Genomic DNA, 23,707 nt, shown 5'->3' with positions numbered 1-23,707 from the left:
TCCGCTCACTCGTAAATCTCCTCGGGGTCGAACACCTGCTCGCCGACGATGTCGCCGTCGAGGGTCCGGTGGAAACAGGTGTCGTAGCCGGTGTGGCAGGCGCCGCCGGCCTGCTCGACCAGATACAGTATCGCGTCGCCGTCACAGTCGACGCGGATTTCCTCTATCTCCTGTGTGTGGCCGCTGGAGCCGCCTTTCTTCCACAGCTCCTCGCGGCTTCGGGAGTAGTAGTGTGCGTAGCCGGTCTCGCGGCTCCGGGCGACCGCCTCCTCGGAGACGTACGCCAGCATGAGCACGTCGCCGGACTCGGCGTCCTGTGCGACCGCCGGCAACAGTTCCTGTTCGTCGAAGGCGAGGTCGACACTCATTGGTATCTGTTCGGCCGGCTCCGCGGATAGGCCTTTTCGTTGGACCGTCGAAAGGGTTCAATTGGCCGATGGGTGGGTCGCTTCCACCCCCATGCCGCGTGGCGTGGGCGTGTCTGACAAACCCTTATGTGTCTGGGCGAGCCAGTTACAGCCAATATGGGCAACAAAAACAAGACCATCTCCTTCCGGGTCAACGAGGAGGCGTTCGAGACCCTCCGGGAGATAGCCGAAGAGCGTGACATTTCGCTTTCGGCCGTCTTCCGCGACTACGTGGACACGCTGGTTGCCCACGACGGGCAGGTCCGGGTGGTCCCCGAACACGAGCTCAAGAGCGGTAGCGCCTCCGAGACCGCCGATGCAGCCGAGAGTTTCCCGCCGAAGGTCGAGGTGCCGAAGAGTTTCGTCCGCGAACACGAGCGGCTTGAGCTTGAGGCCGAACACCTCCGTGAACAGCTCGAAGAGTACAAGCAGTACGTCACGAAGCTCAGCCAGCAGGTCGAAGAGCAGGAAGCAGAAGACGTCATCCAGCTTGAGGACCTCGACGGCGATGAATCCGAAGAGGAGCCGTTCCGCCTCGGCTAACCGGAAAGCTCGCGCCGCTTGCGCCGTATTTCCTCGCCTGCCTCGTTCTGTCCGTCGACATCCGCCAGCCGCTCGGCCGCCTCAAGCGTCCGGACCGAGTTGTCGAGAAACGAGAGGACGTCGCCCGGGTACGCATACAACATATAGTCGTCGCCCATCACGTCGACGATGGCGTCGGGGCCGAGCCCTTGTGCCCGTAGTTCGAGGAGATAGGCGATGAACTTCCGCTCCGGACAGCCGCAGTGGGGGTGGCCCTGACAGTCACAGTCCAGAAAGTCCTCGGCGAAATCCAGCACCCGGTCTCTGGAGGCGTCGTCAAGCTTGGCGATGCCGTCGCCGGTGAACAACACGTCAAGCGTCGCTCCGGAGAACGCACTCTTCGGGAAACTCGTATCGAGCTGGGAGGCGAGCTGTCTGTGGTTCTTGACGTAGATTTTGTCCGTTATCGCCACGGTAGCGACTCTACGTCGCCGTCGGTTAAAAGTACACAGCCTGCCGGTCGCCAGCAGCGGCCACAGCCGCCGTGTGTGGCCGTTCCATACCGCACAGGGAGTCGAAACGTATATGAATCGCAGCCGGGTAACTACAGGTGCGTGTCCGGGTTGGGGTAGTGGTATCCTCCAGCCTTGTGGTGGCTGGGACGTGGGTTCAATTCCCGCACCCGGACCTTCCTTCCAACGGTTCTCCGGTAGCCGCCGCCCTACGTTTTTGTTTGTCGCCGCCATCCGCTGTACTATGGATGCAGCACTGGTGACCGTCGGCGACGAACTGCTGGCCGGCGACACCGAAAACACCAACGCGACGTGGCTTGCCGGCCGGCTCTCCGACCGCGGCGTCGCCGTCAAGCGAACACTCGTCGTCCCGGACGTGCGCGCGGTCATCGCCGACGCCGTCGGTCGGTACAGCGACGCTTTCGATGCAGTCCTCGTTACCGGCGGTCTCGGCCGGACGCCCGACGATGTGACCGTCGAGGCCGTCGCCGACGCCTTCGACCGGGGGCTCGTCGTCGACGAGGTTGCTCTCGCCGATGTCGAACGAACCCTCGAAGCAATCGCCGGTGAGTACCCTGACCTCGAGGTCGACGCCGCTGCGGAAGCACGGCTCCCCAGGGGGTCTCGACCGCTAATCAACCACGCTGGCCTCTCGCCGGGCTGTGTCGTCGACAACGTCTACGTCCTTCCCGGCATCCCATCGGAGATGGAGCGGATGTTCGAGTTGGTCGCCGAGGAGTTCAACGGCGACACCGAATCACGGTACCTCTACACCGAAGAGCCCGAGGCGAACCTGCTCGACCGGCTGGAGGATGTCCGCGACCGGTTCGGCGTTGCCGTCGGTTGCTATCCCGACCGCGAAGCCGGCCACAACCGCCTGCAGCTGAAGGCAACTGACCCCGACGCGCTTGACGACGCGGCCTCGTGGCTGGCTGATACCCTGGCCCTCGTTGACCCGGACGACGCCGCGTAGCCGCACGGGCGGGCTTTCGGTCTTGGTGTTTCCCTCCGTCTAGCGACGGGACCGTTTTTGTTCCCGGCCGCCGTGACACCTCCATGAGCCAGCCAACACCACTCATCAGGCGTGCGAACGACGTCGAGTACGACACCGTCGATGCAGCCGACGGGCTCCGGAAGGGCGTACTCGTCGGCCCCGACGACGGCGCACCGACCTTCGCGCTGCGGCGGTTCGTCCTCGAAGCCGGCGCGACGGTCCCCGAACACACGAACGAGGTCGAACACGAACAGTACGTGCTCGAAGGCGAGTACGTGGTCGGCATCGGCGACGAGGAACACACGGTCTCGGCGGGCGATTCGCTGCTCATCCCTGCCGGGGCCGTCCACTGGTACCGCAACGAGGGCGACGCTCCCGGAGCGTTCCTTTGTGCGGTGCCGAACGGCGACGACGAGATTCAGTTGGTCGAGTAGCGGCTGCCATCGGGTGCCGAGCCGAACGCCTGAAATACTCGGATGAAGTAACTCCGTCCGTGTCAAAGCAGGTCGCCGATGTGGGGACGCTGTTTCTCCACGAGACGGACGGCGAGTACGCTGTTGTCGCCCGCCGCGACGGCGAGCGACTGTTCCGGGGACGGCTGGAGCTCAAGGAGACGAGCGCCGGCCCCCGCCCCGGTCGCTTTCGTGTCAAGGACGGCGACGACGACGTGCCGCGCCGTCCCGAGCAGTTCGTTGAACTCGCCCGCCGCGCGACGCGCATTCGCATTTCCGAACAGACTTCTCGGGCCGGCCGAGCGGAGCTTGAGGCCATGTTGGACGGCTACCAGCTCGATGCCAAGCAGGTCCGGACCTGCCGGTACTGCGCCGGAAACGGTCGGTACTCGCCGCTGACCTCGGAGACGGCCATCGAGGCCGACAACGAGCATATCTGTCCCGACTGTGCCAAACGGGAGCTCGAACGCGAGGCCAACTACCGCGGGCTGCGCTCCGGCGCTCGCGACCGGCTCGAGGAACTGCTCGTAGAGGTCGGCGACCTCGAATCCGTTATCAACCTGCTGTCGGGTGACCTTGACCCGGAGCTGACCAAGTTCGACGAAATCAGCGCGACGACCGACGACATCGACCTCGTGTCGACCGACACGCTCGATGTACATCCGAAGCTGCAGTCGCACATCCAGTTCGACGAGCTACTGCCGGTCCAGAGTCTCGCCGTCGAAAACGGCCTGCTGGAGGGCCGCGACCAGCTGGTCGTCAGCGCCACCGCCACCGGCAAGACGCTCGTCGGCGAGTTGGCCGGCATCGACCGTGCGCTTTCGGGCGACGGCAAGTTGCTGTTTTTGGTGCCGCTTGTCGCTTTGGCGAACCAGAAACACGAGGACTTCGAGGAGGACTACGGCGATATCCTCGATATTACGCTCCGGGTCGGTGCCTCGCGCATCCGCGATGACGGCAACCGGTTCGACCCCGGGGCGGACGTTATCGTCGGCACCTACGAGGGTATCGACCACGCGCTGCGGACCGGCAAGGACCTCGGTGACATCGGGACCGTCGTCATCGACGAGGTCCACAACCTCGGGGCCGACGAACGCGGCCACCGCCTCGATGGACTCGTCTCGCGGCTGAAACACTACTGCCGGACGAACCAGTGTGACACGCAGTGGGTGTATCTGTCGGCGACGGTCGGCAACGCCGGGTCGCTCGCCGAGTCACTCGGCGCACAGCTCATCGAGTTCGAAGAACGGCCCGTCCCCATCGAACGACACGTCACCTTCGCCGACGACCGCGAGAAGCTCGACATCGAGGACAAGCTCGTCAAGCGGGCCTTCGACACCAAATCGTCGAAGGGCTATCGCGGACAGACCATCGTCTTCACGAACTCCCGCCGTCGTTGTCACGAGATATCCCGACAGCTTGCGTACGACTCCGCCGCCTACCATGCCGGCCTCGACTACGGCGAGCGGAAACGCGTCGAACGACAGTTCGGCAATCAGGACCTCGCCGCGGTCGTGACGACGGCGGCCCTTGCGGCTGGTGTCGACTTCCCCGCCTCCCAGGTTATCTTCGACTCGCTGGCGATGGGCATCGAATGGCTCTCAGTACAGGAGTTCGAGCAGATGCTCGGCCGCGCCGGCCGCCCCGACTACCACGACAAGGGGACGGTCTACCTGCTCGTTGAACCCGACGGGGCTTACCACAACTCGATGGAGATGACCGAAGACGAGGTGGCGTTCAAGCTGCTGAAAGGCGAGATGGAGCCGGTCGTCACCCGTTACGACGAGACGGCGGCTATCGAGGAGACGCTGGCGAACGTGGTCGTGGCCGGAAAGGCCGCCAAGCGACTCAACGAGCGGATGGTCGGCGACGTACCGACGAAACACGCCGTCGGGAAACTCCTCAAATACGAGTTCATCGACGGGTTGGAGCCGACGCCGCTCGGCCAGGCGATTACTGAACACTTCCTCAAGCCGGATGAAGCCTTTGTGCTGCTCGATGCGATTCGGAAGGGAACACCACCCTACGAACTCGTTGCGGAAATCGAACTGCGCGGCGAAGAGTGAGTGACAAACTCACAGACGACGGGCGTCTGACGGGCGGCCGACAGCGGCACAAGACACATTATCCCCCCGCTCCCAGCGGTTGATGGAGGACGGGCACACGCTCCTTTCCCCTGTCCCACTTTCCCCTCTGATGGACCGAAAGCGTTAGCCGATAGCATACCGTACCGAAACCATGAGCAGTGACACCGGTCGCTCCGAGCGGGGAGAGCCGTTTCCGGACGGATTCGTCATTCCGATAACCGGGCTGTTAGCGTTGCTTTTTGCGGTAATGGCAGGCAGCACGGCGTATCCGGCGCTTTCCGGTTCGTGGGGAATCGAAGCGGTCGCGTTGCCCTTTATTTTCGCTGCGGCTAGCCTGTGGTGTGTCAGGATTCGCCGCCGCCACCAAAGAAAGCGGCAGAAACAGACCGACGACTAGAAGTACTCGCGGGCGAGCAGGCCGCTGCCGATGACGACGCCGATGAGCCCAAGCGTCGTGAAGCCGACGAGACAGACGCCGCTGGCCTCGAGCAGGCAGAACCCGATGTCGGTCGCGATGTCGATGACGACCATTGCTATTCCCGTCAGTAGATACAGGAGCCCAAACTGGATGTTTTGCGTAAGGTCCATAGCTCTCGGTTCAGTCGAGACGGTAATCAGTGTGTGGACTCACTGCGAGTCCTGCTGTGCTCTTGCCATCGACAGCGAAAAGAAGAACCCGAAGTACGCCGGGATTCCCGCGAGCATGAACATGTAGAACGCCCAACTCGGCGCGTCCGTGAAGACGGCACTAAACAGGAAGTTGACGATGGCGACCCAGACGACGGCGAACATCAGGTCGTGGACCATGCCGGTCCGATGTTCGCGGACGTGCTCGCGGATGCTGTCGGTGAACCCCATGTGTTGTCGTCGGGTGCCTCGTAGTTGTGTCTTGATATCGAACCGAAACGCCGGCGGTGAAGCCGGTTACTCGTCGGTGCCTTGGTAGTCGACGACGAGCACCGGGACGTGCGTCGACCGGAGCGTCCGTTCGGTGACGCTACCGAGCAGCGCTCGCCGGACGCCGGAGCGACCGTGACTACCCATCACGACGAGGTCGATGCCGTGGTCCTCGGCGTAGCTGGAAATCAGCCGGTGGGGCTGTCCGCCCGCGTGGTGTTCGACGGATTCGAGGCCGTGTTCGGCGGCCTGTTCGGCGACGTAGCCGGTCGCGGCCTTTGCTTCCTCGCGGAGCTCGGTCATGCCCTCGAAGTTGCCTTGGCGGATGCGGTCGACTTGCTCTGTTCCGAGGCTGTAGCTGATAGCGTCGGTGTCAGCGACGTACAGCGCGTGTACCTCAGCGTCGTACTTCTCGGCGATGTCAACCGCTTGGTCGACTGCGGCCTTCGCAACTTTGCTTCCGTCCGTCGGGATGAGTATGCGTTCGTACATGGTTAGTCGTCAGCGGGTGCGTCCCCGCGTTCCTCCATACGTCGTTCAACAACCTCGGCTGCCGTAACGTCTTTGCCCATCGGGTCGGGGCTGTGACACTGCCGGACCATCATCTTCGTCTTCTTCGGCGGGTCCTCGGTCACGAGCGACACCACGATGGTGACCGCAAAGACGATGGGAACACCGATGAGTGCCGACCCGATAGCCGGCATCCACGTCGAGAGCACCTCAATGCCCCAGCCGGCGCCGCCGTTGACGAGGCCGAACTGGCCCTCGTTGAGCATCGGGATGAACCACAGGACGATACCGGTCGACATGCCGGCGAGTGCGCCCTGCCGGTTCGTCTTCTCCCACCAGAGACCGAGGAAGAACATCGGGAACAGCACGATAGCAGCCAGCGCGAACGCGAAGGACACGAGGGCAGCGATGGGTGCCTGCGGGTCCAGTGCGAAGGCAATCGACAACACACCGATGGCGACGATGCTCAGGCGGCCGACGATGACCTGCTGTCGCTGCGTGGCGTCCTCGTTGATGATGTTAGCGTAGATGTCGTGGGAAATCGCCGACGACGCGGCGATGAAGAGTCCAGCCGTCGTGGCGACGGCGGCGGCGATGCCACCGGCCGCCACGAACCCGACAAACCACGTCGGGAGGTTAGCGAGCTGTGCCGCGAGCACGACAATCACGTCGGCTGCAGCCGCAGTCATGCCGGGGTCGCCGTAGACGGCACCGACCTGGTCGGCGTACAGCGCCGTCCCGAACGCGGCGAAAGCCGGCGCGCTCAGGTACAGCAGCGCGATGAAGAACAGCCCCCACGTACAGGACCAGCGGGCGACCCGCTCGTTTTCGACCGTGTAGAACCGGACGAGCACGTGTGGCAGTCCACAGGTACCGAAGATGAGGCTGAAACAGGTCGCAACCCAGAGGTAGTAACTGTGTGTTGCGAACGGTTCGGAGAACTCGGCGCTGAGGTCACCGATGAGTTGCCCATACTCGAGCTGCGGCAGCACCGTCGAGAAGCCGGCGGCCCAACCGGTCGCCAACAGCCCAACGAGGAACGCGACGATGAGGATGACGTACTGCAGCGCCATGTTCTTCGTCGCGCCGAGCATGCCCGAAAGCGACAGGTAGGCGATGGTGACAATCATGAACAGCACCATCATCGCTTGGTAGGCATCGAGGCCGGGAATCGGAACGACGTTGTTGATGTCGCCGAGGATGTACATCCCCACGAGACCCATGCCGCGGGCCTGTCCGAGCGCGTACACGAAGCCGATAAGGAACGTCGTGATTGCGGCGATAGCGCGTGCGGTGTCGGAGTTAAACCGGTCGCCGACGAAGTCGGGTGCGGTGTACTTCCCGAACCGCCGCATCTGCGCCGCCATGAAGATGAGCAGGATGAAGTACCCGGTCGTCCAGCCGACGACGAAGGCCAGCCCGTAGACACCATCGAGGGCGATGAGGGCGGCCATACCGAGGTACGATGCGGCCGACATCCAGTTGGCACCGATTGCCATCCCGTTTTCGACGTTCCCAATAGAGCGGCCGGCGACCCACATGTCGTCGGTGTTGGCCACCTTGAAGAAGAACCCGACCGCGAGGAACGACAGCATCATCACGATGACGATAATCGCGGGCAGGAGCTTGAACCCGATGTCAAGCCCTTCCGGCAGTAGCGCCTCTTCGACCTGCAGCGGGAGCATCGCGAGCGTCGCGGCGAGTGCTGCGATATTCATTCGTCAACCCCCCCGTCAGTTGCGGCGGCTTCTTCAGCGACTGTCTCGGCCGGCTCCGGCTCGGAGACGGTCTGTTCGATGCCGTACTTCTCGTCGATCTGGTCACGCTTGCGGGCGTACCACACCGAGAGGATGAGCGCGGCGCTCGGCCCACCGATAGCGATGAGAAAGTAGTGCAGCGGGAACCCGATCAGCGGCATCTGTGAGGTCATAAGCTCCGGTGCGAGTCGCGTGGCCGTCACCGGGCCGAACGTCGTCAGTATCCAGATACCGAAGCCGAGCCAGATGACCCGCAGGTGGTCCCGCATGAACGGCGTCGCCGGCTTCAGCAGGTTAATTTCGACATCGAGGTAGTCGATCTCCTTTTCGCGCTCTACGTCTGACATCCCGCCGTCAGTCACGAGCTCCCCGTCATCAGGGGTGTCGCCCGTGTCGGCGGCCTCCGTTTCGTGTGAATCGTTTTCGTGCATGTGTTTATCTGCCATGTGTTTCAGTCTCAGTTCCGGTTCTTGCCCTGTGTCCTTTCCTAAAAATTGGACGTAGCGTAGTCCTCAGTCGCTCCGTACCTTCTCTTGGATGTCGTCGACGATGTCGGGGTTTCGTAGTGTGCTCGTGTTGCCGAGGTCGTCGTCGTTGGCGATATCCTCCAGCAGTCGCCGCATGATTTTCCCGGACCGAGTCTTCGGCAGCTCAGGAGTGAAGATAACCTGCTCGGGCCGGGCGATGGGTCCGATACCGTCCTCGACGCCCTCGACAATCGACTGACGCATCTCTTCGCTTTCTTCGTAGCCGTCTTCGAGGATGACGTAGGTGTAGACGGCCTCGCCTTTCATATCGTGGTCGCCGCCGACCGCGGCGGCTTCGGCGACGCCCTCGACATCGACGACTGCGGACTCGATTTCCATCGTTCCGAGCCGGTGGCCGGAGACGTTGATAACGTCGTCGACACGGCCAAGGATGGTAATGTAGCCGTCGTCGTCGATTTTCGCGCCGTCCTCGGGGAAGTAGACCCACTCGTCGGCCTCTTCGTCGGAGTATGCCTCCCAGTATTCGTTGATGAACCGGTCGTCATTACGGTACAGCGTCCGGAGCATCCCCGGCCACGGTTTGTTGACCGTTACGTAGCCGGCTTCACCGGGCGCGACCTCCTCGCCGCTTTCGTCGACGACCTGTGCATCGATGCCCGGCAGCGGCGGACCGGCCGACCCGGGCTTCATCGTCGCAATGCCGGGCAGCGTCGTGATCATCATGCCGCCGGTTTCGGTCTGCCACCAGGTGTCGACGATGGGGCAGCTTTCGTTGCCGATGTGCTTGTAGTACCACTTCCATGCTTTCGGGTTGATGGGCTCGCCGACGGTGCCGAGCAGCCGCAGCGACGAGAGGTCGTGCTGTTCGGGATACTCCTCGCCCCACTTCATGAACGCCCGAATCGCCGTCGGTGCGGTGTAGAGCTGGTCGACCTCGTAGTTCTCGACGATTTCCCACATCCGGTCCTTGTCGGGGTAGTCGGGCGTGCCCTCGTACATCACGGTCGTGGTGCCGAGCGCGAGCGGGCCGTAGACGATGTAGGAGTGGCCGGTAATCCAGCCGATGTCGGCCGAACACCAGTAGGTGTCGTCCGGCTTGACATCCAACACCGAATGCGACGTCCAGGCGGCATACGAGAGATAGCCGCCGGTCGTATGCTTGACACCTTTCGGCTTCCCGGTCGTCCCCGAGGTGTACATCAAGAAGAGCATGTCCTCGGCGTCGCGGACGACCGGCTCGACGGACTCGCCCTCGTAGTCAGCGACGAGGTCGTCGTAGTCGAGCTGGTCGTCGCCGAGTTCGTGGTCGAGGTCGTCACCAAGCCGGTCGACGACGACCGTCGTCGTCTCGTGGTCGACACCTTCGAGTCCTTCGTTGGCCTTCGAGATGTGGTCGAGCCCGTCGCCGCGTCGGTAGTAGCCATCGCAGGTGACGAGATACTCGGAGTCGGCGGCGTTCATCCGTGTCGCGAGCGCGTCCGCGGAGAAGCCGGCGAAGACGACCGAGTGTGGTGCGCCGATGCGGGCACAGGCCAGCATGGCGATGGGCAGCTCCGGAACCATCGGCATGTACATCGTGACGATGTCGTCTTCGCCGACGCCGAGGTCGCGCAACGCCGCCGCACACTCGTTTACCTCGCGGTGGAGCTCCTCGTAGGTGTACGAGCGTGTCTCCCCGAGTTCGCCCTCCCACTGGATGGCGAGTTCGTCGCCCCGGTCCTCGAGGTGGCGGTCGACACAGTTCTCGGAGGCGTTGAGTTCGCCGCCGACGAACCACTCGTAGAACGGCTCGTCGTCGTCTACGAGTACCTCGTCGTGGTCGGTCTCCCAGTCGAGCAGGTCGGCGGCCCGCTCCCAGCAGTCCGGCCAGTTCTCCTCGAACTCTTCGTAGATATCGGGGTCGGTGACGTTCGCCTGTTCGACGAACGACTCCGGCGGCTCGAACTCCGTCTGGTCTGCGAGCCGCGCTTCGAGTTGCGTCTCGTCCGTGTCAGACATTACACTACATCGAATAGAGGGGTACCTAATAAGCGGGGAATCTAAGCATACAAAATCGCCGCCTTTGCCGCCGATTGACAAACAGCTAATCACCCGTCTGAAGCCGTATCTAGGGCATGTATCGCTACCAAAATCATCAACCATGAACGTATCCGCGCCCCGAAGCTATCGTCGCTCGGACGCCATCCCGACCCAACAGAGGGGCGTGTCTAACTGTTTTGTGCGGTTAGCCCGAGAGGTGTTCCGGCTGTTCGCTCCCGAGATGCTCGCCGGTGTGGTCGAAGAAGGCCGACAGAAGCTTTCGCTCGGCCTTTCGAAGGTGGTTGTGGAGCGTCGGCGAGGAGACGCCCATCGAGTCGGCGACCTCCTCGGCGGTCGACCCGCGCGGCCAGTCGAAATAGCCGGCGAAGTACGCGGCCCGGAGCGCGGCCCGTTGTTTGTCCGTGAGTCGCTCGGCCAGCGAGTCCTGAAACTCCGCGACCGTCTCGACCGGCTGGTCGACAGCGTGTTTCGACCGTAGCGTCGTATCGGGAAAGACCGACCGAAGCCCCTCGACGACCGACCGCACGTCCGCGCCGCTGGGGAGTTCAGCCCGTATCGTCTGCTCGCCGTGCTCGGCGACACCCTCACAGATTGTCGCGCCGAGGTCGGTCAGCGTCAGCGCCGGCGAGTTCCCCTCGACGGTGAACTCCAGGAGCGACCGGTCGTCGTACTCGCGGATGTACCGACCGTCGGTGACGCCGTCCATCGCCGTTGCCGAATCGAGCACCGCGTCCGGCTTCGCCCCCGAAAGCGTTGCGTAGAACAACAACGATTCCTCCGAGACCGGAACCACAGCCTCCAGCGAACAGGTACAGTCGTGGGCCTCCGTTGCGGCCACAAGGAAGGCATTCTCGTCGTTGCAGCCGAACTCCAACTCGACGACGGTGTCGGCCAAAAGTAGATTCCGGCGCTCGATAGCCGTCACCGCGTGGCCGATTCGGGCCCCAAGGTCAGAAAGCAGTGTCCGCTCGCGGTCGCCGAAGGCGGTTCCGCGTTCGGTGAAAACCACAAGCAGCCCGTAGGTCGTCTCGCCGTAGGCAACCGGAACGACGCCGGCGGTGTAGCCCTCCACCGCGTCCGGGTCGAACGGTCCGACGATGTCGGCCGGCAGGTCGCCGGCGGTCACCCGGGGGGTCCCGAGGTCGAGGGCCGTCTCGACGGCCGGCGACTCGACGGCGACCGCGTCGTCGGCCTCACTTTCGGCCCCTGCCCACTCCCGGGGGCGAACCCGCGGCTCGCCGGGGTCGGTGCCGCCGACCCACGCGGCGGCATATGCGTCGCTTTCGGCGAGCGACGCACAAACTGCAGCCTCGATTTCAGGTCGGGTCGACGCATCGATGAGTTCCCTCCCCGCCGCGTTGATGTCCGCAACGAGGGCCTCCAAGCGTTCCAGTGTCTCACAGCGCCGGGCGAGTGCCCGCTCGCTACGGACGCGCTCTGTGACGTCAGTCGCCACGACAACGACGAACTCGACATCACCGGTGTCGTCGAACACCGGCGAGACGGTCTGTCTGACGTGGACGCGCTCGCCGCTCTTCCGGCGGACGGTCACTTCTCCGGTCCATGTCTCCCCTTCAAGGACGGTTTCGCGAAGCTCCTCGTAGTATCTGTCCGTGTCCTCGCCCGAACTCAGGATGTCCTCGGCCGACCGGCCGACCGCCTCGCCGCGCGAGTAGCCGAGCAGTGCCTCGAAGGCCGGGTTCACGCGCTCTATCTGCCCGTCCAGCGTTGCCAAGCACACCGGCTGTCCGACGGCTTCGATAGCCCGCTCGAAGACGCCGTCGGGTTGTTGACTGTCGGTCCCCGGCTCCCGGAGCACGACCGCGAATCCTTCCAACCGGTCGCCGTCCCGCAGCGCACACACCAGTGCCGACACCCGTGTTTCGGTGCCGTCCGCTCGTCGGAGCCGGCACTCGGTGACGGCCACGTCGTCGCGGCCTGCCGCAGCAAGCACCTCCCGCGGGCGTGCTCGCTCCCGAGCCGTCTCGGTGAAGAGCTGTCCGAACGCCGTTCCGGCGAGGCCGTCGCTGTCGTAGCCGAGCAGCGATGCCACCGCCCCATCCGCGTCAGTAATCCGGCCGTCAGCGTCGAGTTCAAACATTGCCGCCCCTGCGGCCCCTTCGAGCGATGCCCCTGCATCGCCGCTCCCCCCTGACGCCGCCCCGAACGCCGCGGCGATGGCAGCGTCGTCAACCTCATTGACGTAGTCGTCCAGTGCCGCCAGCCGGTCCCAGCCGCCGACCGCACAGACAACGCGCGGGTCGATGTTCGCCTCGGACAGCAGCCGCCGGGCGAAATACCGCCGCAGCGCGTCACTGGAGACCGATTCGAACCGTTCGTCGCCGGTTCGTTTCGCCGCCCGGTCGCCGACCTCCGAAATGAGCATCTGTATCCGGCGGGGGGTCACATCGACGAGACGGTCGGCCGGTTCACGGCCGGTCGCTTCGGCGTATTCTTCGACTGTCCGTGCGAGGCTGGCTGGCAGATACCCCCGGCGCCGGACCGTCCCGTCCGCACCCCTGACTGAAAGGAAGTGATGAACCTCCCCGTCGAACTGCCGCCGGTCGATATCGTCGAGCCGAAGCTGTGCCTGCTCGGCCGGTCGGAGCCCCGCTTCTGCCGCCAGCCGCAACACAAGTTGCTCTCTGGCGGTCGTCGCGGCCTCCCGCAACGTCTCGTATTCCGCCGCCCCGAGTTCCTCCATTTCGTTTTGACGTGCAATTGCGAAACCTTAGCCTTTGGGGACATGCGCCCACTGGGGGCGTTTTGACCGTTCAGGAAGGAGATAATCAGCACAGCGGTACGCCGCATACCAAGCGTGTTTCGGAATAAGCAAGAAAATACGAAGTCAGTTCTCGGACTCGAGATACGACCGCGTCTCGCCAGCCAGTCGTGCCCTGAGCTCCCCGACCGTCTCCGGGTTCCGGAGGGCGCTAATGTCGCCCAGCTCCTCGCCGGTGGCGATGTCCTCCAGCAGCCGTCGCATGATTTTCCCCGAACGCGTTTTCGGCAGCTCCGGCGCGAAAACGACGTGGTCCGGAACTGCGACCTCGCCGATATCATCCTCGACGGCGTCGACGACGCGCCGCCGGAGCACTGCATCGCCTGTGTAGCCGCGTTCCGTGCTGACGTAGGCGAGTAGCTCGCTGCCAGTCGTGACGACCGCTGCCTCAGCGATACCTTTGACGCCGACAATTGCCGACTCGATTTCCATCGCTCCGATGCGGAAATCACCCAGCGGGATGACATCATCGACGCGGCCGAGAAGCGTAATGTAGCCGTCCTCGTCGACTTTCGCGCTGTCGCCGGAGAAGTAGACCCACTCGCCGTCGTCCGGGTCGGAGAACGGCTGCCAGTACTCGTCGACGAAGCGCTCGTCGCTGCCGGCCAGTCCGCGGAGCATCCCCGGCCACGGTCGGTCGACAACGAGGTAGCCGGCTTCGCCGGGGTCGACCTTCTCGCCGTCTTCGCCGACGACCTTGGCGTCGATGCCCGGCAGTGGCTGGCCGGCCGACCCGGGCTTCATCGTGCTGACACCGGGTAGCGTTGTAATCATCATGCCGCCGGTTTCGGTCTGCCACCAGGTGTCGACGATGGGGCAGCTTTCGTTGCCGATGTGCTCGTAGTACCACTTCCAGGCTTTCGGGTTGATGGATTCGCCGACGGTACCGAGCAGCCGCAGCGACGAGAGGTCGTGTTCGTCGGGATGCTCCTTGCCCCACTTCATGAACGCCCGAATCGCCGTCGGTGCGGTGTAGAAGACGCTGACCTCATAGCGCTCGATGAGCTCCCAGATACGACTCTTTTCGGGATAATCGGGCGTTTCCTCGTAGATGACCGTCGTCGACCCGAGCGCGAGCGGGCCATAGACGATGTAGGAGTGGCCGGTAATCCAGCCGATGTCGGCCGAACACCAGTAGGTGTCGTCCGGCTTGATGTCCAATACCGCATGCGAGGTCCACGCGGCCTGTGCGAGGTACCCGCCGGTTGTGTGCCTGACGGCCTTCGGCTCGCCGGTCGTCCCCGAGGTGTACATCACAAAGAGGTCGTCTTCGGCGTCGCGGACGACCGGCTCGACGGATTCGCCCCAGTAGTCGTCGACGAGCGTCCCGTAGTCGTACTGGCCGTCCCCCAGCGAGTGGGGAAGGCCGCCGCCGAGGCGGTCGACGACGACGGTTTCGACATCCCAGTCGAGGTTTCGGACCGCCCGGTCGGCCTTCCCCTTGTGGTTGAGCGCGTCGCCGCGGCGATAGTAGCCGTCACAGGTGACGAGATACGACGCCTCGGCGTTTCGCATCCGCGTTTCGAGCGCGTTGGCGGAGAAGCCGGCAAAGACGACCGAGTGCGGTGCGCCGATGCGGGCACAGGCCAGCATGGCGATGGGTAGCTCCGGAATCATCGGCAGATACAGCGTCACGAGGTCGTCTTCGCCGACGCCGAGGTCGCGCAGCGCCGCCGCGAAGGCTTCGGTTTCGCGCTTGAGGTCGCCGTAGGTGTAGGTCTCGGTCTCGCCGCGCTTGCCGACCCAGCGAATCGCCGCCTGATTTTTCCGACCGGCTTCGACGTGTCTGTCGATGCAGTTTTCGGCCGCGTTGAGCTGGCCATCGGCGAACCACTCATACTGCGGCGCATCCGAGTCGTCGAGCACTGTGTCCCACTGACGCCGCCAATCAAGCAGGTCGGCCGCCCGCTCCCAGCAGTCTGGCCAGTTCTCCTCGAAGGCCTCGTAGATATCGGGGTCGGTGACGTTCGCCTGTTCGACGAACGACGCCGGCGGCTCGAACGTCGTTCGGTTTTCGAGCCACGCCGCGAGCTCTACGTCTGCCCCGTCGTCCATTGTATGCAGTTCGTGGACCGGCCCGATAAACGTTCTGTGGCCGACGGCGGTGCCGCCCCCGGCCCGCTCCGTAAGCAGTATGTGCCGCCGCCACGCAGGTATGCCGTGTCACGCGCGCGAACGGTGCTCGTCGCCGGGACGGCGAGCCACGTCGGCAAATCGACTGTTGCGGCCGGCCTCTGCCGACTGCTTTCCGATAGTGGTGTCTCCGTCGCGCCGTTCAAGGCGCAGAACATGTCCAACAACGCTCGCGCCGTCGCGGCGGCGACCGGCTCCGGCTTCGGTGAAATCGGCGTGTCGCAGTACGTGCAGGCACGGGCAGCCGGCGTCGCCGCGACGACCGACCACAACCCGGTCCTGCTGAAACCCCGCGGGTCGGGAGAGTCACAACTCGTCATCGACGGTGCGGCCGCCGGGAATTTCGCCGCAGGCGAGTATTACGAAACCGGCTGGGAGCGCGCCCGGGCGGCAGCCGAACGCGCCCACGAGCGGCTCGCCTCCGACCACGATGTTATCGTCGCCGAAGGGGCCGGTTCGATTGCCGAAATCAACCTGCAGGACCGCGACCTCGCCAATATCGAGACGGCTCGCTTTGCGGATGCCGACATCGTGCTTGTCGCCGACATCGAACGCGGCGGCGTCTTCGCTGCCATCGTCGGCACCGTGGAGCTTCTCCCGGAAGACATCCGCGAGCGGGTCGCCGGTGTCGTCATCACGAAGTTTCGGGGCGACGTTTCGCTTCTGGAGCCGGGGCTCGAAACGCTCGAAGCAAAGACCGGCGTTCCCGTTCTCGGCGTCCTGCCGTACGACGACCCGGGGCTTCCGGAAGAAGACAGCGTCTCACTCCCGGCGGCCGATGAATCAGCGACGCTCGGCGACGACGATGGCGTTGCGGACGGCCGGACGGTTACGGTCGCCGTCCCGCGGTTCCCACGGGCCTCGAACGTTACCGACATCGAGCCGCTGGCCCGCGTTCCGGGCGTTCGCGTTCGCTTTGTCCCACTGGATGCGCCGCTTTCAGCCGACGCCGTCGTCCTCACCGGTACGAAAAACACCGTCGATGACGCGCTAGCAGCCCGCGAGGCCGGCCTCTACGACAGGCTTCGCGCCTTCGATGGGCCGGTGGTCGGTATCTGCGGCGGCTACCAGTTGCTCGGCGAACGGCTGCTCGATGCCGATATCGAGGGGACCGGTGATACCGAAACAGTCCCCGGCGTCGGATTGCTCCCCGTCGAGACACGGTTCCACCCCGAAAAAACCGTCGAGCCGGTGACCCGGACGCTCGATGGCTGTGGGCCGCTGGCCGGCGCTTCGGGACCCGTCTCCGGATACGAAATCCACATGGGACAGAGCCGCCTGCTGTCGCCCGTCGACCGCCCCTTCGAGGAGCGTGGCGCGGCGACCGATGCTGTCCTCGGTGTCTACCTGCACGGACTCTTCGAGAACAGGCTCGCCAGAGCGGCGTTTGTCAGGGCCGTCTATGCGTCGGCCGGCCGGTCCCGCCCCGAAGCCGACACGCCGGACCGCTCTCCGTATGACCGCGCGGCCGCTCTCGTCTCGGAACTCGACCTCGCGCCGCTCGGACTCGCCGCCGAGTCGCTGTCAAGCGACGACTGAGTGGTCTCCACCGCTGCCAACGCTTTTGCTGGAGGCCGCCGTGTTTCGTCCCATGTCCGAGCAGTTCGGCAACCGAAAGGTGAATCGCGTCTACCGAGAGGGAATGCACGAGGGGGTCGTCCCGGAGTTTCCCGCCAGCTACGAGGACCTCCGCGAGCAGGCCCACGAGGTGATGGATGAGACGGCCCGCGCCTACATCCACGGCGGTGCGGGCGCCGAAGAGACCTTCCGCACGGAACAGGACTTCTCCGAGTGGCGCATCGTGCCGCGGATGCTCCGCGGCGTCGAGGACCGCGACCTCTCGACGGAGGTGCTCGGCCAGACGGTCGACTACCCGGCGATGGTCACGCCGCTCGGTGTCCAGACACTCGTCGATGAGGAGGGGGAACTCGCTACCGCCCGCGCCTGTGACGAGCTACACGTACCGTTTATCCTCTCGTCGCTTTCCTCGACGCCGATGGAGGAGGTCGCCGAGGCGCTCGGTGATACGCCGAAGTGGTTCCAGTTCTACTGGTCCGCCGACGAGGACATCGCCCGGTCGTTCCTGACGCGCGCCGAGGAGGCCGGATACGACGCCATTGTCGTCACCGTCGACGCGCCGACGCTCGGCTGGCGGGAGCGACTCATCGACCGCGGCTACTACCCGTTCCTCGAAGGAGAGGGCGTCGCCAACTACTTCTCCGACCCCGAGTTCCGCTCCCAGCTCGAGGCCCCGCCCGAGGAGGAGCCACAGGCTGCTGTCGACCACTTCCTCGATATCTTCGGCGACGCATCGTTAACGTGGGATGACCTCGAGTTCGTCTTCGAGCACACCGACCTGCCGGTGCTCATCAAGGGTGTGCTCCACCCCGAGGACGCCAAGCTGGCGGTCGAACACGGGGCCGACGGCGTCGGCGTCTCGACCCACGGCGGCCGGCAGGTCGACGGGTCGATTACCGCCCTCGAAGCGCTGCCGGACATCGTCGACGCCGTCGGCGACGACGTGACCGTTACCTTCGATTCGGGTATCCGTCGCGGCGCTGATATCTACAAGGCGCTGGCGCTTGGGGCCGACGCCTGTCTCATCGGCCGCCCGTTCATTTACGGGCTCGCTCTTGGCGGACAGGACGGCGTCGAACACGTCCTCGAAAACCTCATCGCCGACTTCGATTTAACAATGGGCCTTGCCGGCCGCGACGCGGCGACCGACCTCGACCGGGAGACACTCCGACACGAGAGCCATCTGCCGGGGCGGCGGGACTGAACGCCGCGCTTGCGGCGACTACGCCGACACCTCACCGACGGTCACATAGAAGGGCACGGTCTCTTTCCGGCGGTATTTGCCCGCCTGTATCTGTTGAACGGCTTCCCGGCCCATCTCGCGCCAGTCGCTTCGGAGTGCATCGAGGGCTTCCTCGGTGCCGGCCATCGTCTCCCGTCGTTTTCGGAGCCCCTCGCCGCTTGCTTTGCGGCCCGCGGCCCGAACCGCCGCTTCGCTGTATGGCGGCTCGACGACGAGCGTCTGGTCGTACCGGCGGGTCCGGACATTCGAGAGCCCGGCCTCCCGAAACAGGTCGGCAGCGTCGGCCCCAAGCGCGACATCGGTGTCGACGCCCGCGAGATACCGTTGTCTTGCGCGTGCCGCGAGCGCACTTTCTGCGTCCACGGTCGACTCGACGGCGACGGCGCTGTTGTCCGGCTCGATGCAGGCGACCCGGTCGGCAGCCACGCGGGCGAACTCGTCGATTGCCCGTTCTGGCTCCGGGAGGTTGACCAATAGTGCCTGACAGACCACGAGGTCGAAGCTGCCGTCGGCGAACGGCAGTTGATACGCATCGCCCTGTACTGCCGGCCCTGAAAGCTCCACCAGCAGTCCGGGGTCGCGGTCACAGCCGACGACCGTACCGGGGGATTCCTCGTCGAGCACACGGGTCAACGCCCCCTCGCCACAACCGACATCGAGGATTCGCTCACAGCCGCCGAGGTCGAGCGGCGACAGCGCCGCCCGGCTGTCGGCCCACATCCCGCGTCTGGTCGTCCGCAGATACTCGGCGGAGAACTCCCGCATTAGCCCGCCGGTAGTGGAGCCTGCGGGATAGGCGTTGCCGTCCGGTGTCGCTATCGATTAATCCTCTTCATATAGCAGGCGTTTATTTAATGGCTGTCGCGTCGATACTGTACTGATGACCGAACAGCCAGCCGTTGCCGCCGCGTCGTGTTCCTCCCGAGACGGCGTTGGGTCCGGCGACCGGACAGGTGCGCCGGCGAGCCAGTCTCCGCTCTCCATCGTCTACGTCGCCACCGACCCTGACGATTCAGTCTCCAAACGATTGAGCGACGCCGATGGCTTGGCAGTAGAGACGGTTGATTCGGCGCAGGCCGCGTTGGACTACCTCGAAGCCCACCGCGTTGACGGCGTCGTCTGCCGGCATGCCCCGCCGACGCTCGACGGGCTGGCGCTGCTGTCCCGGCTCGACAGCACCCTTCCGGTTGTGCTGGTCGCTGCGGATGGCTCAGAACGACTTGCCAGCGACGCCATCGCAGCCGGCGTCGCCGACTACGTCCCGCTTCCGGACGACGGCGACCCCGGGTCTGCCTTCGCCGAGCGTGTCAGGTCTCGAATTAGGGCTGCCCGCGATTGCCTTCCGGCGGGCCATCTTGAGGGCATCGAGGCGGCTGTCGAACACGCCGCTGACGCTATCGTCGTCACCGACGCCGACGGTACCATCGAGTACGCCAATCCGGCGTTCGAGGACCTGACCGGCTACACCAGACAGGAAGCTATCGGACACACCCCACGGATACTCAAATCCGGCCGGCAGGACGATGCCTACTACGAGGAACTGTGGGACGCGATTCTCAGCGGCGACGTTTGGAACGAAGAGATACTCAACGAGACGAAGGACGGACGGCGGTATATCGCCCACCAGACGATTGCGCCGATACTCGGCGACGACGGTGACATCCGCAAGTTCGTCGGTATCCAGCGGGACGTGACAGAAAAGCGCCGCCTTGAGACACAGGTCCAGCAGGCAAACGAGGCGCTCGACCGGCTTTACGACAGCTCCGCTGCCACCGACAACGACATCGAGACGAAAATCCAGCGCGTCCTCGAAATGGGTGCCGACGCCTTTGATTACCCGCTGGCGTATGCGACCCGAATCGAGGATGACACCCAAGAGATTATCGCCGCCGTCGGCGACCACGAACACATCCAGACGGGGGCGACAGACCCGCTCTGTCGGACTTACTGCCGCCGAACCATCGAACGCGACGAGCCGCTGGTCGTCGGCGATGCTATCGAAGAGGGATGGGCCGGCGACCCTGCATTCGAGCGGTTCGGACTCCGATGCTATGTCGGTGCGCGCGTCGTTGTCGACGGCGACGTCGTGGGGACGGTCTGTTTCGGCGGCGAGAAGCCCCGCGACCGAATCGTGCTCGAAATCCAGCAGTCGACGGTCAAGACGCTGGCAAAGTGGCTCGGCTACGAACTCCGCCACCACCGCTATGAGCGTCGGCTCCGCAGACAGAACGAGCGGCTCGAAACGGTCGCCAGCGTCGTCAGCCACGACCTCCGGAACCCGCTGAATGTCGCCCGCGGCAGTCTCGAACTCGCCCGTGAGACCGGCGACGACGACACCTTCGGCCGGGTCGCCGACGCACACGACCGGATGGAGTCAATCATCGACGACACGCTTGCGCTCGTCCGCGGGGGAGCGCTCGTCGAGGGGACGTCGCCGGTTTCGCTTGCAACCGTCGCCGAGCGCTGCTGGCAGCACGTCGATACTGCGGACGCGACGCTTTCGGTCGACGACGACACCACTATCGAAGCCGACCCCGACCGCATCGACCACGCCTTCGAGAACCTGTTTGCAAACAGTGTCACACACGCCGGCCCGGACGTAACCGTCCGCGTCGGTCCGACAGCCGACGGTTTCTACGTCGAAGACGACGGTCCGGGGATTCCCGAAGCAGAACGTGAACAGATTTTCGAGCAGGGATACACCGGCGGCAACGGCACCGGACTCGGCCTCGCTATCGTTGCGGCCGTCACGAACGCACACGGCTGGTCGGTGTCAGTAACGGAAAGTGACGACGGCGGCGCGCGGTTCGAGTTCGACACCAGCGGGTGACACAGCACGGCGGCCGCAAGCCCGCCGTCGCCGCTTAGGCTTCCTCGTACAGCTCTCTGACCCGCTTGATGTTCCACGGGTAGGACTTGCCGTTCTCGGTCGGCGTCTCCAAGACGAACGGCACGTCAGCGACTGCCTCGTGGTTGATGAACGCGCGCATGCCGGCTTCGCCGATTTTTCCTTCGCCGATGTGGGCGTGTTCGTCTTTGTTCGTCCCGCAGTCGTGTTTCGAATCGTTGAGATGAATATATTCGAGATGGTCGAGACCGACCGTTTCGTCGAACGCCTCGAAGGTTTCCGCCACACCCTCGGGCGTCGAGAGGTCGTAGCCGGCCGCGAACATGTGGGCTGTATCGAGACAGACATCGAGCGGCTGGTCACAGCGGTCGAGGACGCCCGCCAGTTCCTCGAAGGTGCTGCCGAGCTTGGTGCCGCTGCCGGCGTCCGACTCGATGAGCACCGTCACACCGTCCGGAATATCGAGTTCCTCTAGCGCCGAGGCGGCGTTGTCGAGTCCCTGCTCGACGCCTGCGCCGGTGTGTGCTCCGAGATGGACGTTGACGTACGGGATGTGGAGCGTCGCGGCCGCGTCGACTTCCTTCTGCATCGAATCGATGGATTTCTCGCGGAGGTCGTCTTTCGGCGTACAGAGGTTGACGAGATACGAACTGTGGATGACCCACGGCCCGACGCCGGCCTCGGCCGAGCGGTCCCGGAACGCGGTGGCTTCCTCGTCGCCGATGTTCGGGTCCTGCCAGACCTGCGGCGAGTGGGTGAAAATCTGCCCGCAGGTGCCGTCGTATTCGAGCTGCTCTTCGACGGCGTTGTCGACGCCGCCGGCGATAGACGTGTGCGCTCCGACCTGAACCATACTACAATTCGGGGCGGCACGACGTTAGGGGCTTCGGAACGACTCCGTCAGCGGGCTGGTAGACGGCCACTACGTCGGGTCGCCTCGGTCCCGCACCCAGCTATCGTTGTCGTATTTCACATCGACAAGCTCCGCGGCGCGCTCGCGCTCGACGCTTGTCCACCCGCCGTCGTCGGCGTCGGCCCACGCTGCCAGCGACGCTTCCAACTTCTCGACGAGTGCCGCCCGGTCGACGTCGATACCGGTGACCGTGGATTCGAAGTCCGCGGGGTCGACCGGCGGGTCGGCAAAGCACCCAATGTGGCGCTGTGGCTTCGCCGCCACCGTTAGCGACCCGTGCTGGACGACCGCTTCCCGGGTACGGTGCTGGGCGTTGCCGGCGACCTTGCGGCCATCGGGACCGACGAGGTCGTGTGCGGGGTCGAGCCCGCGGAGATAACACATCGGTTGCCACAGCGGCTCCGACGGCTCCGGCGCGAACCTGACCTCGGCCCCGGCGGCCTCGAACGCCGACAGGACTGGCTGCAAGAGCTGCCGGTAGCTCGCTGTCACATCGCCCGGCAGGTCGGCCTTCGGAGCGATTATCGAGTAGGCGACCTCTCCAACACCGTCGTGATAGATAGCGCCGCCCCCCGTCGCACGGCGTGTCACGTCGATACCGTTGGCGGCACAGAACTCCCAGTCGATGATGTCGGCGTCGTTGGCGTATCCGAGCGACACGGTACTCGGCGTCCACCGGTAGAGCCGGACCGTCGCCGGTCCGCCCTCGGCGACCGTCTCCGCCGCCACCTCGTCGTATGCCATCGCCGTCGGGCCATCGAGTCGTTCTTCGGTGATGAGTCGCCAGTCCATCTCAAGGGAGGAGCTTCCGGTCGAGCCGCTCGACGGCGCTGTCGGCGACCGTCTTCAGGTTGACCGTGTCCTCGCGGTTATACGAGATGAGCGTCTCCAGCGCGCCGTCGACGCCGCGTTCGTGGTCCCGCCACAGCCGAACGGCGTCTTTCCCGGAGAGGTCCGGTCGGTCCCGTTCGACGCCGACCTCCGGTTCAATGGCCTTCAGCCCGCCGGTTAGGCCGACCCGCTTGCAGGGATACATGAGGTCCAGATGCGGCGCTTCGATGTCGATATCGAAGGCTGTCTCGAGGAACGGCACGTCGAAGCGCGCGCCGTTGAACGAAATCAAAAGCGGTCCATCGAGCAGCGCCTCGAGGTTCCCTTGCGTCAGGTCGTCGCCGCGGACCAGCGTCTCCGTTTCTCCACCTTGATGGATGCTCACGCAGGTCACGGTATCACGCATCTGGTCGAGACCGGTCGTTTCAATATCAAAAAAACAGGCCTCATCGCGGAAGTTTTCGTAGAGCCGCCACCGCTCCGAGGACGGCAGCTGTCGGTCGAAAAACGCTGAATCGTCCGCATCGAGCCGGGGGCGGGCCTGCTCGATGAACGACTCGATGCGGTCGGCGGTCGTTGGGCCACACAGCGACGGGTCGAACTCCGACCACGTGCGCGCGCCCGACGCCCACAGCTCGCGTTCGGTCGTCTCGCCGACCCCGTCGACGGCAATATACGTATTCTCCAGTCGCACGGTATTTTCTCGGGGCGGT

At 64.6% G+C, this 23,707-nt stretch carries 22 protein-coding genes and 1 tRNA gene; 9 read left to right on the top strand and 14 right to left on the bottom strand.

The genetic code is table 11. The annotated features are described in order from the left end of the window. Positions 1 to 5: 5 nt before the first annotated feature. Positions 6 to 368: a phosphoribosyl-AMP cyclohydrolase gene (hisI, locus tag NP_RS12700; protein WP_011324278.1), complete on the bottom strand. Its 363-nt coding sequence runs from the start codon at positions 366 to 368 to the stop codon at positions 6 to 8. A 156-nt stretch (positions 369 to 524) separates the two neighbouring features. Here hisI and NP_RS12695 point away from each other — a divergent pair, with 156 nt between their 5' ends. Further along, positions 525 to 950 (top strand): ribbon-helix-helix protein, CopG family, encoded by a 426-nt coding sequence (locus NP_RS12695; RefSeq protein ID WP_011324277.1) that lies wholly within the window; start codon positions 525 to 527, stop codon positions 948 to 950. Here NP_RS12695 and NP_RS12690 read toward each other — a convergent pair. Continuing rightward, on the bottom strand, positions 947 to 1,402 hold the full coding sequence (locus NP_RS12690) for a DUF5814 domain-containing protein (RefSeq protein WP_011324276.1): 456 nt from the start codon (positions 1,400 to 1,402) through the stop codon (positions 947 to 949). The two genes, NP_RS12695 and NP_RS12690, sit on opposite strands and share 4 nt — an antisense overlap. Before the next feature lie 144 nt (positions 1,403 to 1,546). Here NP_RS12690 and NP_RS12685 point away from each other — a divergent pair. The 5 genes from NP_RS12685 (at position 1,547) to NP_RS12665 (ending at position 5,371) form a co-directional block, all read left to right on the top strand. Then, positions 1,547 to 1,617, top strand: a tRNA-His gene (locus NP_RS12685). A gap of 68 nt (positions 1,618 to 1,685) precedes the next feature. Beyond that, positions 1,686 to 2,414, top strand: coding sequence for a competence/damage-inducible protein A (locus NP_RS12680; protein ID WP_011324275.1), 729 nt, complete (start codon positions 1,686 to 1,688; stop codon positions 2,412 to 2,414). An 83-nt stretch (positions 2,415 to 2,497) separates the two neighbouring features. Next, positions 2,498 to 2,869, top strand: a complete 372-nt coding sequence (locus tag NP_RS12675; RefSeq protein WP_011324274.1) for a cupin domain-containing protein — start codon at positions 2,498 to 2,500, stop codon at positions 2,867 to 2,869. Between the two features lie 59 nt (positions 2,870 to 2,928). Further along, positions 2,929 to 4,953 (top strand): DEAD/DEAH box helicase, encoded by a 2,025-nt coding sequence (locus tag NP_RS12670; protein WP_011324273.1) that lies wholly within the window; start codon positions 2,929 to 2,931, stop codon positions 4,951 to 4,953. Positions 4,954 to 5,125: 172 nt separating this feature from the next. After that, positions 5,126 to 5,371 (top strand): hypothetical protein, encoded by a 246-nt coding sequence (locus NP_RS12665; RefSeq protein WP_049939745.1) that lies wholly within the window; start codon positions 5,126 to 5,128, stop codon positions 5,369 to 5,371. Here the strand turns inward: NP_RS12665 and NP_RS12660 are convergent. From NP_RS12660 to acs (NP_RS12625), 8 genes are all read right to left on the bottom strand, one after another. After that, a complete protein-coding gene (locus NP_RS12660) occupies positions 5,368 to 5,562 on the bottom strand; it encodes a hypothetical protein (RefSeq protein WP_011324272.1) in 195 nt (64 codons plus the stop codon). The two genes, NP_RS12665 and NP_RS12660, sit on opposite strands and share 4 nt — an antisense overlap. A 39-nt stretch (positions 5,563 to 5,601) precedes the next feature. After that, positions 5,602 to 5,832: a hypothetical protein gene (locus tag NP_RS12655; protein ID WP_011324271.1), complete on the bottom strand. Its 231-nt coding sequence runs from the start codon at positions 5,830 to 5,832 to the stop codon at positions 5,602 to 5,604. Positions 5,833 to 5,898: 66 nt separating this feature from the next. Next, on the bottom strand, positions 5,899 to 6,363 hold the full coding sequence (locus NP_RS12650; RefSeq protein WP_011324270.1) for a universal stress protein: 465 nt from the start codon (positions 6,361 to 6,363) through the stop codon (positions 5,899 to 5,901). Between the two features lie 2 nt (positions 6,364 to 6,365). Further along, entirely contained in the window at positions 6,366 to 8,099 is a 1,734-nt protein-coding gene (locus tag NP_RS12645) for a VC_2705 family sodium/solute symporter (protein ID WP_011324269.1), read from the bottom strand. Beyond that, the gene (locus NP_RS12640; protein WP_011324268.1) at positions 8,096 to 8,584 is read right to left on the bottom strand and encodes a DUF4212 domain-containing protein; all 489 of its coding nucleotides are present in this window, start codon (positions 8,582 to 8,584) and stop codon (positions 8,096 to 8,098) included. The genes NP_RS12645 and NP_RS12640 overlap by 4 nt, the downstream gene beginning before the upstream one ends. Positions 8,585 to 8,650: 66 nt before the next feature. Next, entirely contained in the window at positions 8,651 to 10,624 is a 1,974-nt protein-coding gene (gene acs / locus NP_RS12635; protein ID WP_011324267.1) for an acetate--CoA ligase, read from the bottom strand. A gap of 226 nt (positions 10,625 to 10,850) precedes the next feature. Next, complete coding sequence (locus tag NP_RS12630) at positions 10,851 to 13,370, bottom strand: bacterio-opsin activator domain-containing protein (RefSeq protein WP_011324266.1); 2,520 nt, start codon at positions 13,368 to 13,370, stop codon at positions 10,851 to 10,853. 144 nt (positions 13,371 to 13,514) lie between these two features. After that, on the bottom strand, positions 13,515 to 15,503 hold the full coding sequence (acs, locus tag NP_RS12625) for an acetate--CoA ligase (RefSeq protein ID WP_011324265.1): 1,989 nt from the start codon (positions 15,501 to 15,503) through the stop codon (positions 13,515 to 13,517). Positions 15,504 to 15,584: 81 nt separating this feature from the next. On the opposite strand from acs (NP_RS12625), the gene NP_RS12620 reads away from it, so the two are divergent. After that, positions 15,585 to 17,120: a cobyric acid synthase gene (locus tag NP_RS12620; protein WP_011324264.1), complete on the top strand. Its 1,536-nt coding sequence runs from the start codon at positions 15,585 to 15,587 to the stop codon at positions 17,118 to 17,120. A 52-nt stretch (positions 17,121 to 17,172) separates the two neighbouring features. After that, a complete protein-coding gene (locus NP_RS12615) occupies positions 17,173 to 18,363 on the top strand; it encodes a lactate 2-monooxygenase (RefSeq protein WP_011324263.1) in 1,191 nt (396 codons plus the stop codon). Positions 18,364 to 18,381: 18 nt separating this feature from the next. On the opposite strand, the gene NP_RS12610 is transcribed toward NP_RS12615, so the two are convergent. Further along, positions 18,382 to 19,167, bottom strand: a complete 786-nt coding sequence (locus NP_RS12610) for a class I SAM-dependent methyltransferase (protein ID WP_011324262.1) — start codon at positions 19,165 to 19,167, stop codon at positions 18,382 to 18,384. A gap of 115 nt (positions 19,168 to 19,282) precedes the next feature. Between NP_RS12610 and NP_RS12605 the strand changes: the two genes are divergently transcribed. Beyond that, the gene (locus NP_RS12605) at positions 19,283 to 21,232 is read left to right on the top strand and encodes a hybrid sensor histidine kinase/response regulator (RefSeq protein ID WP_011324261.1); all 1,950 of its coding nucleotides are present in this window, start codon (positions 19,283 to 19,285) and stop codon (positions 21,230 to 21,232) included. A gap of 34 nt (positions 21,233 to 21,266) precedes the next feature. On the opposite strand, the gene NP_RS12600 is transcribed toward NP_RS12605, so the two are convergent. From NP_RS12600 to NP_RS12590, 3 genes are all read right to left on the bottom strand, one after another. Continuing rightward, positions 21,267 to 22,103: a deoxyribonuclease IV gene (locus NP_RS12600; RefSeq protein ID WP_011324260.1), complete on the bottom strand. Its 837-nt coding sequence runs from the start codon at positions 22,101 to 22,103 to the stop codon at positions 21,267 to 21,269. Between the two features lie 69 nt (positions 22,104 to 22,172). Next, on the bottom strand, positions 22,173 to 22,955 hold the full coding sequence (locus NP_RS12595; RefSeq protein ID WP_011324259.1) for a lipoate--protein ligase family protein: 783 nt from the start codon (positions 22,953 to 22,955) through the stop codon (positions 22,173 to 22,175). 1 nt (position 22,956) lies between these two features. Next, positions 22,957 to 23,688, bottom strand: coding sequence for a ribonuclease H-like domain-containing protein (locus NP_RS12590; protein ID WP_011324258.1), 732 nt, complete (start codon positions 23,686 to 23,688; stop codon positions 22,957 to 22,959). Positions 23,689 to 23,707: the final 19 nt, after the last annotated feature.

It is taken from the genome of Natronomonas pharaonis DSM 2160, assembly GCF_000026045.1.
In the GTDB taxonomy this organism is placed as follows: Archaea; Halobacteriota; Halobacteria; order Halobacteriales; family Haloarculaceae; genus Natronomonas; species Natronomonas pharaonis.
Note: the sequence above shows the minus strand (reverse complement) of the source record. Positions and strands in the feature narration are given on the sequence as shown.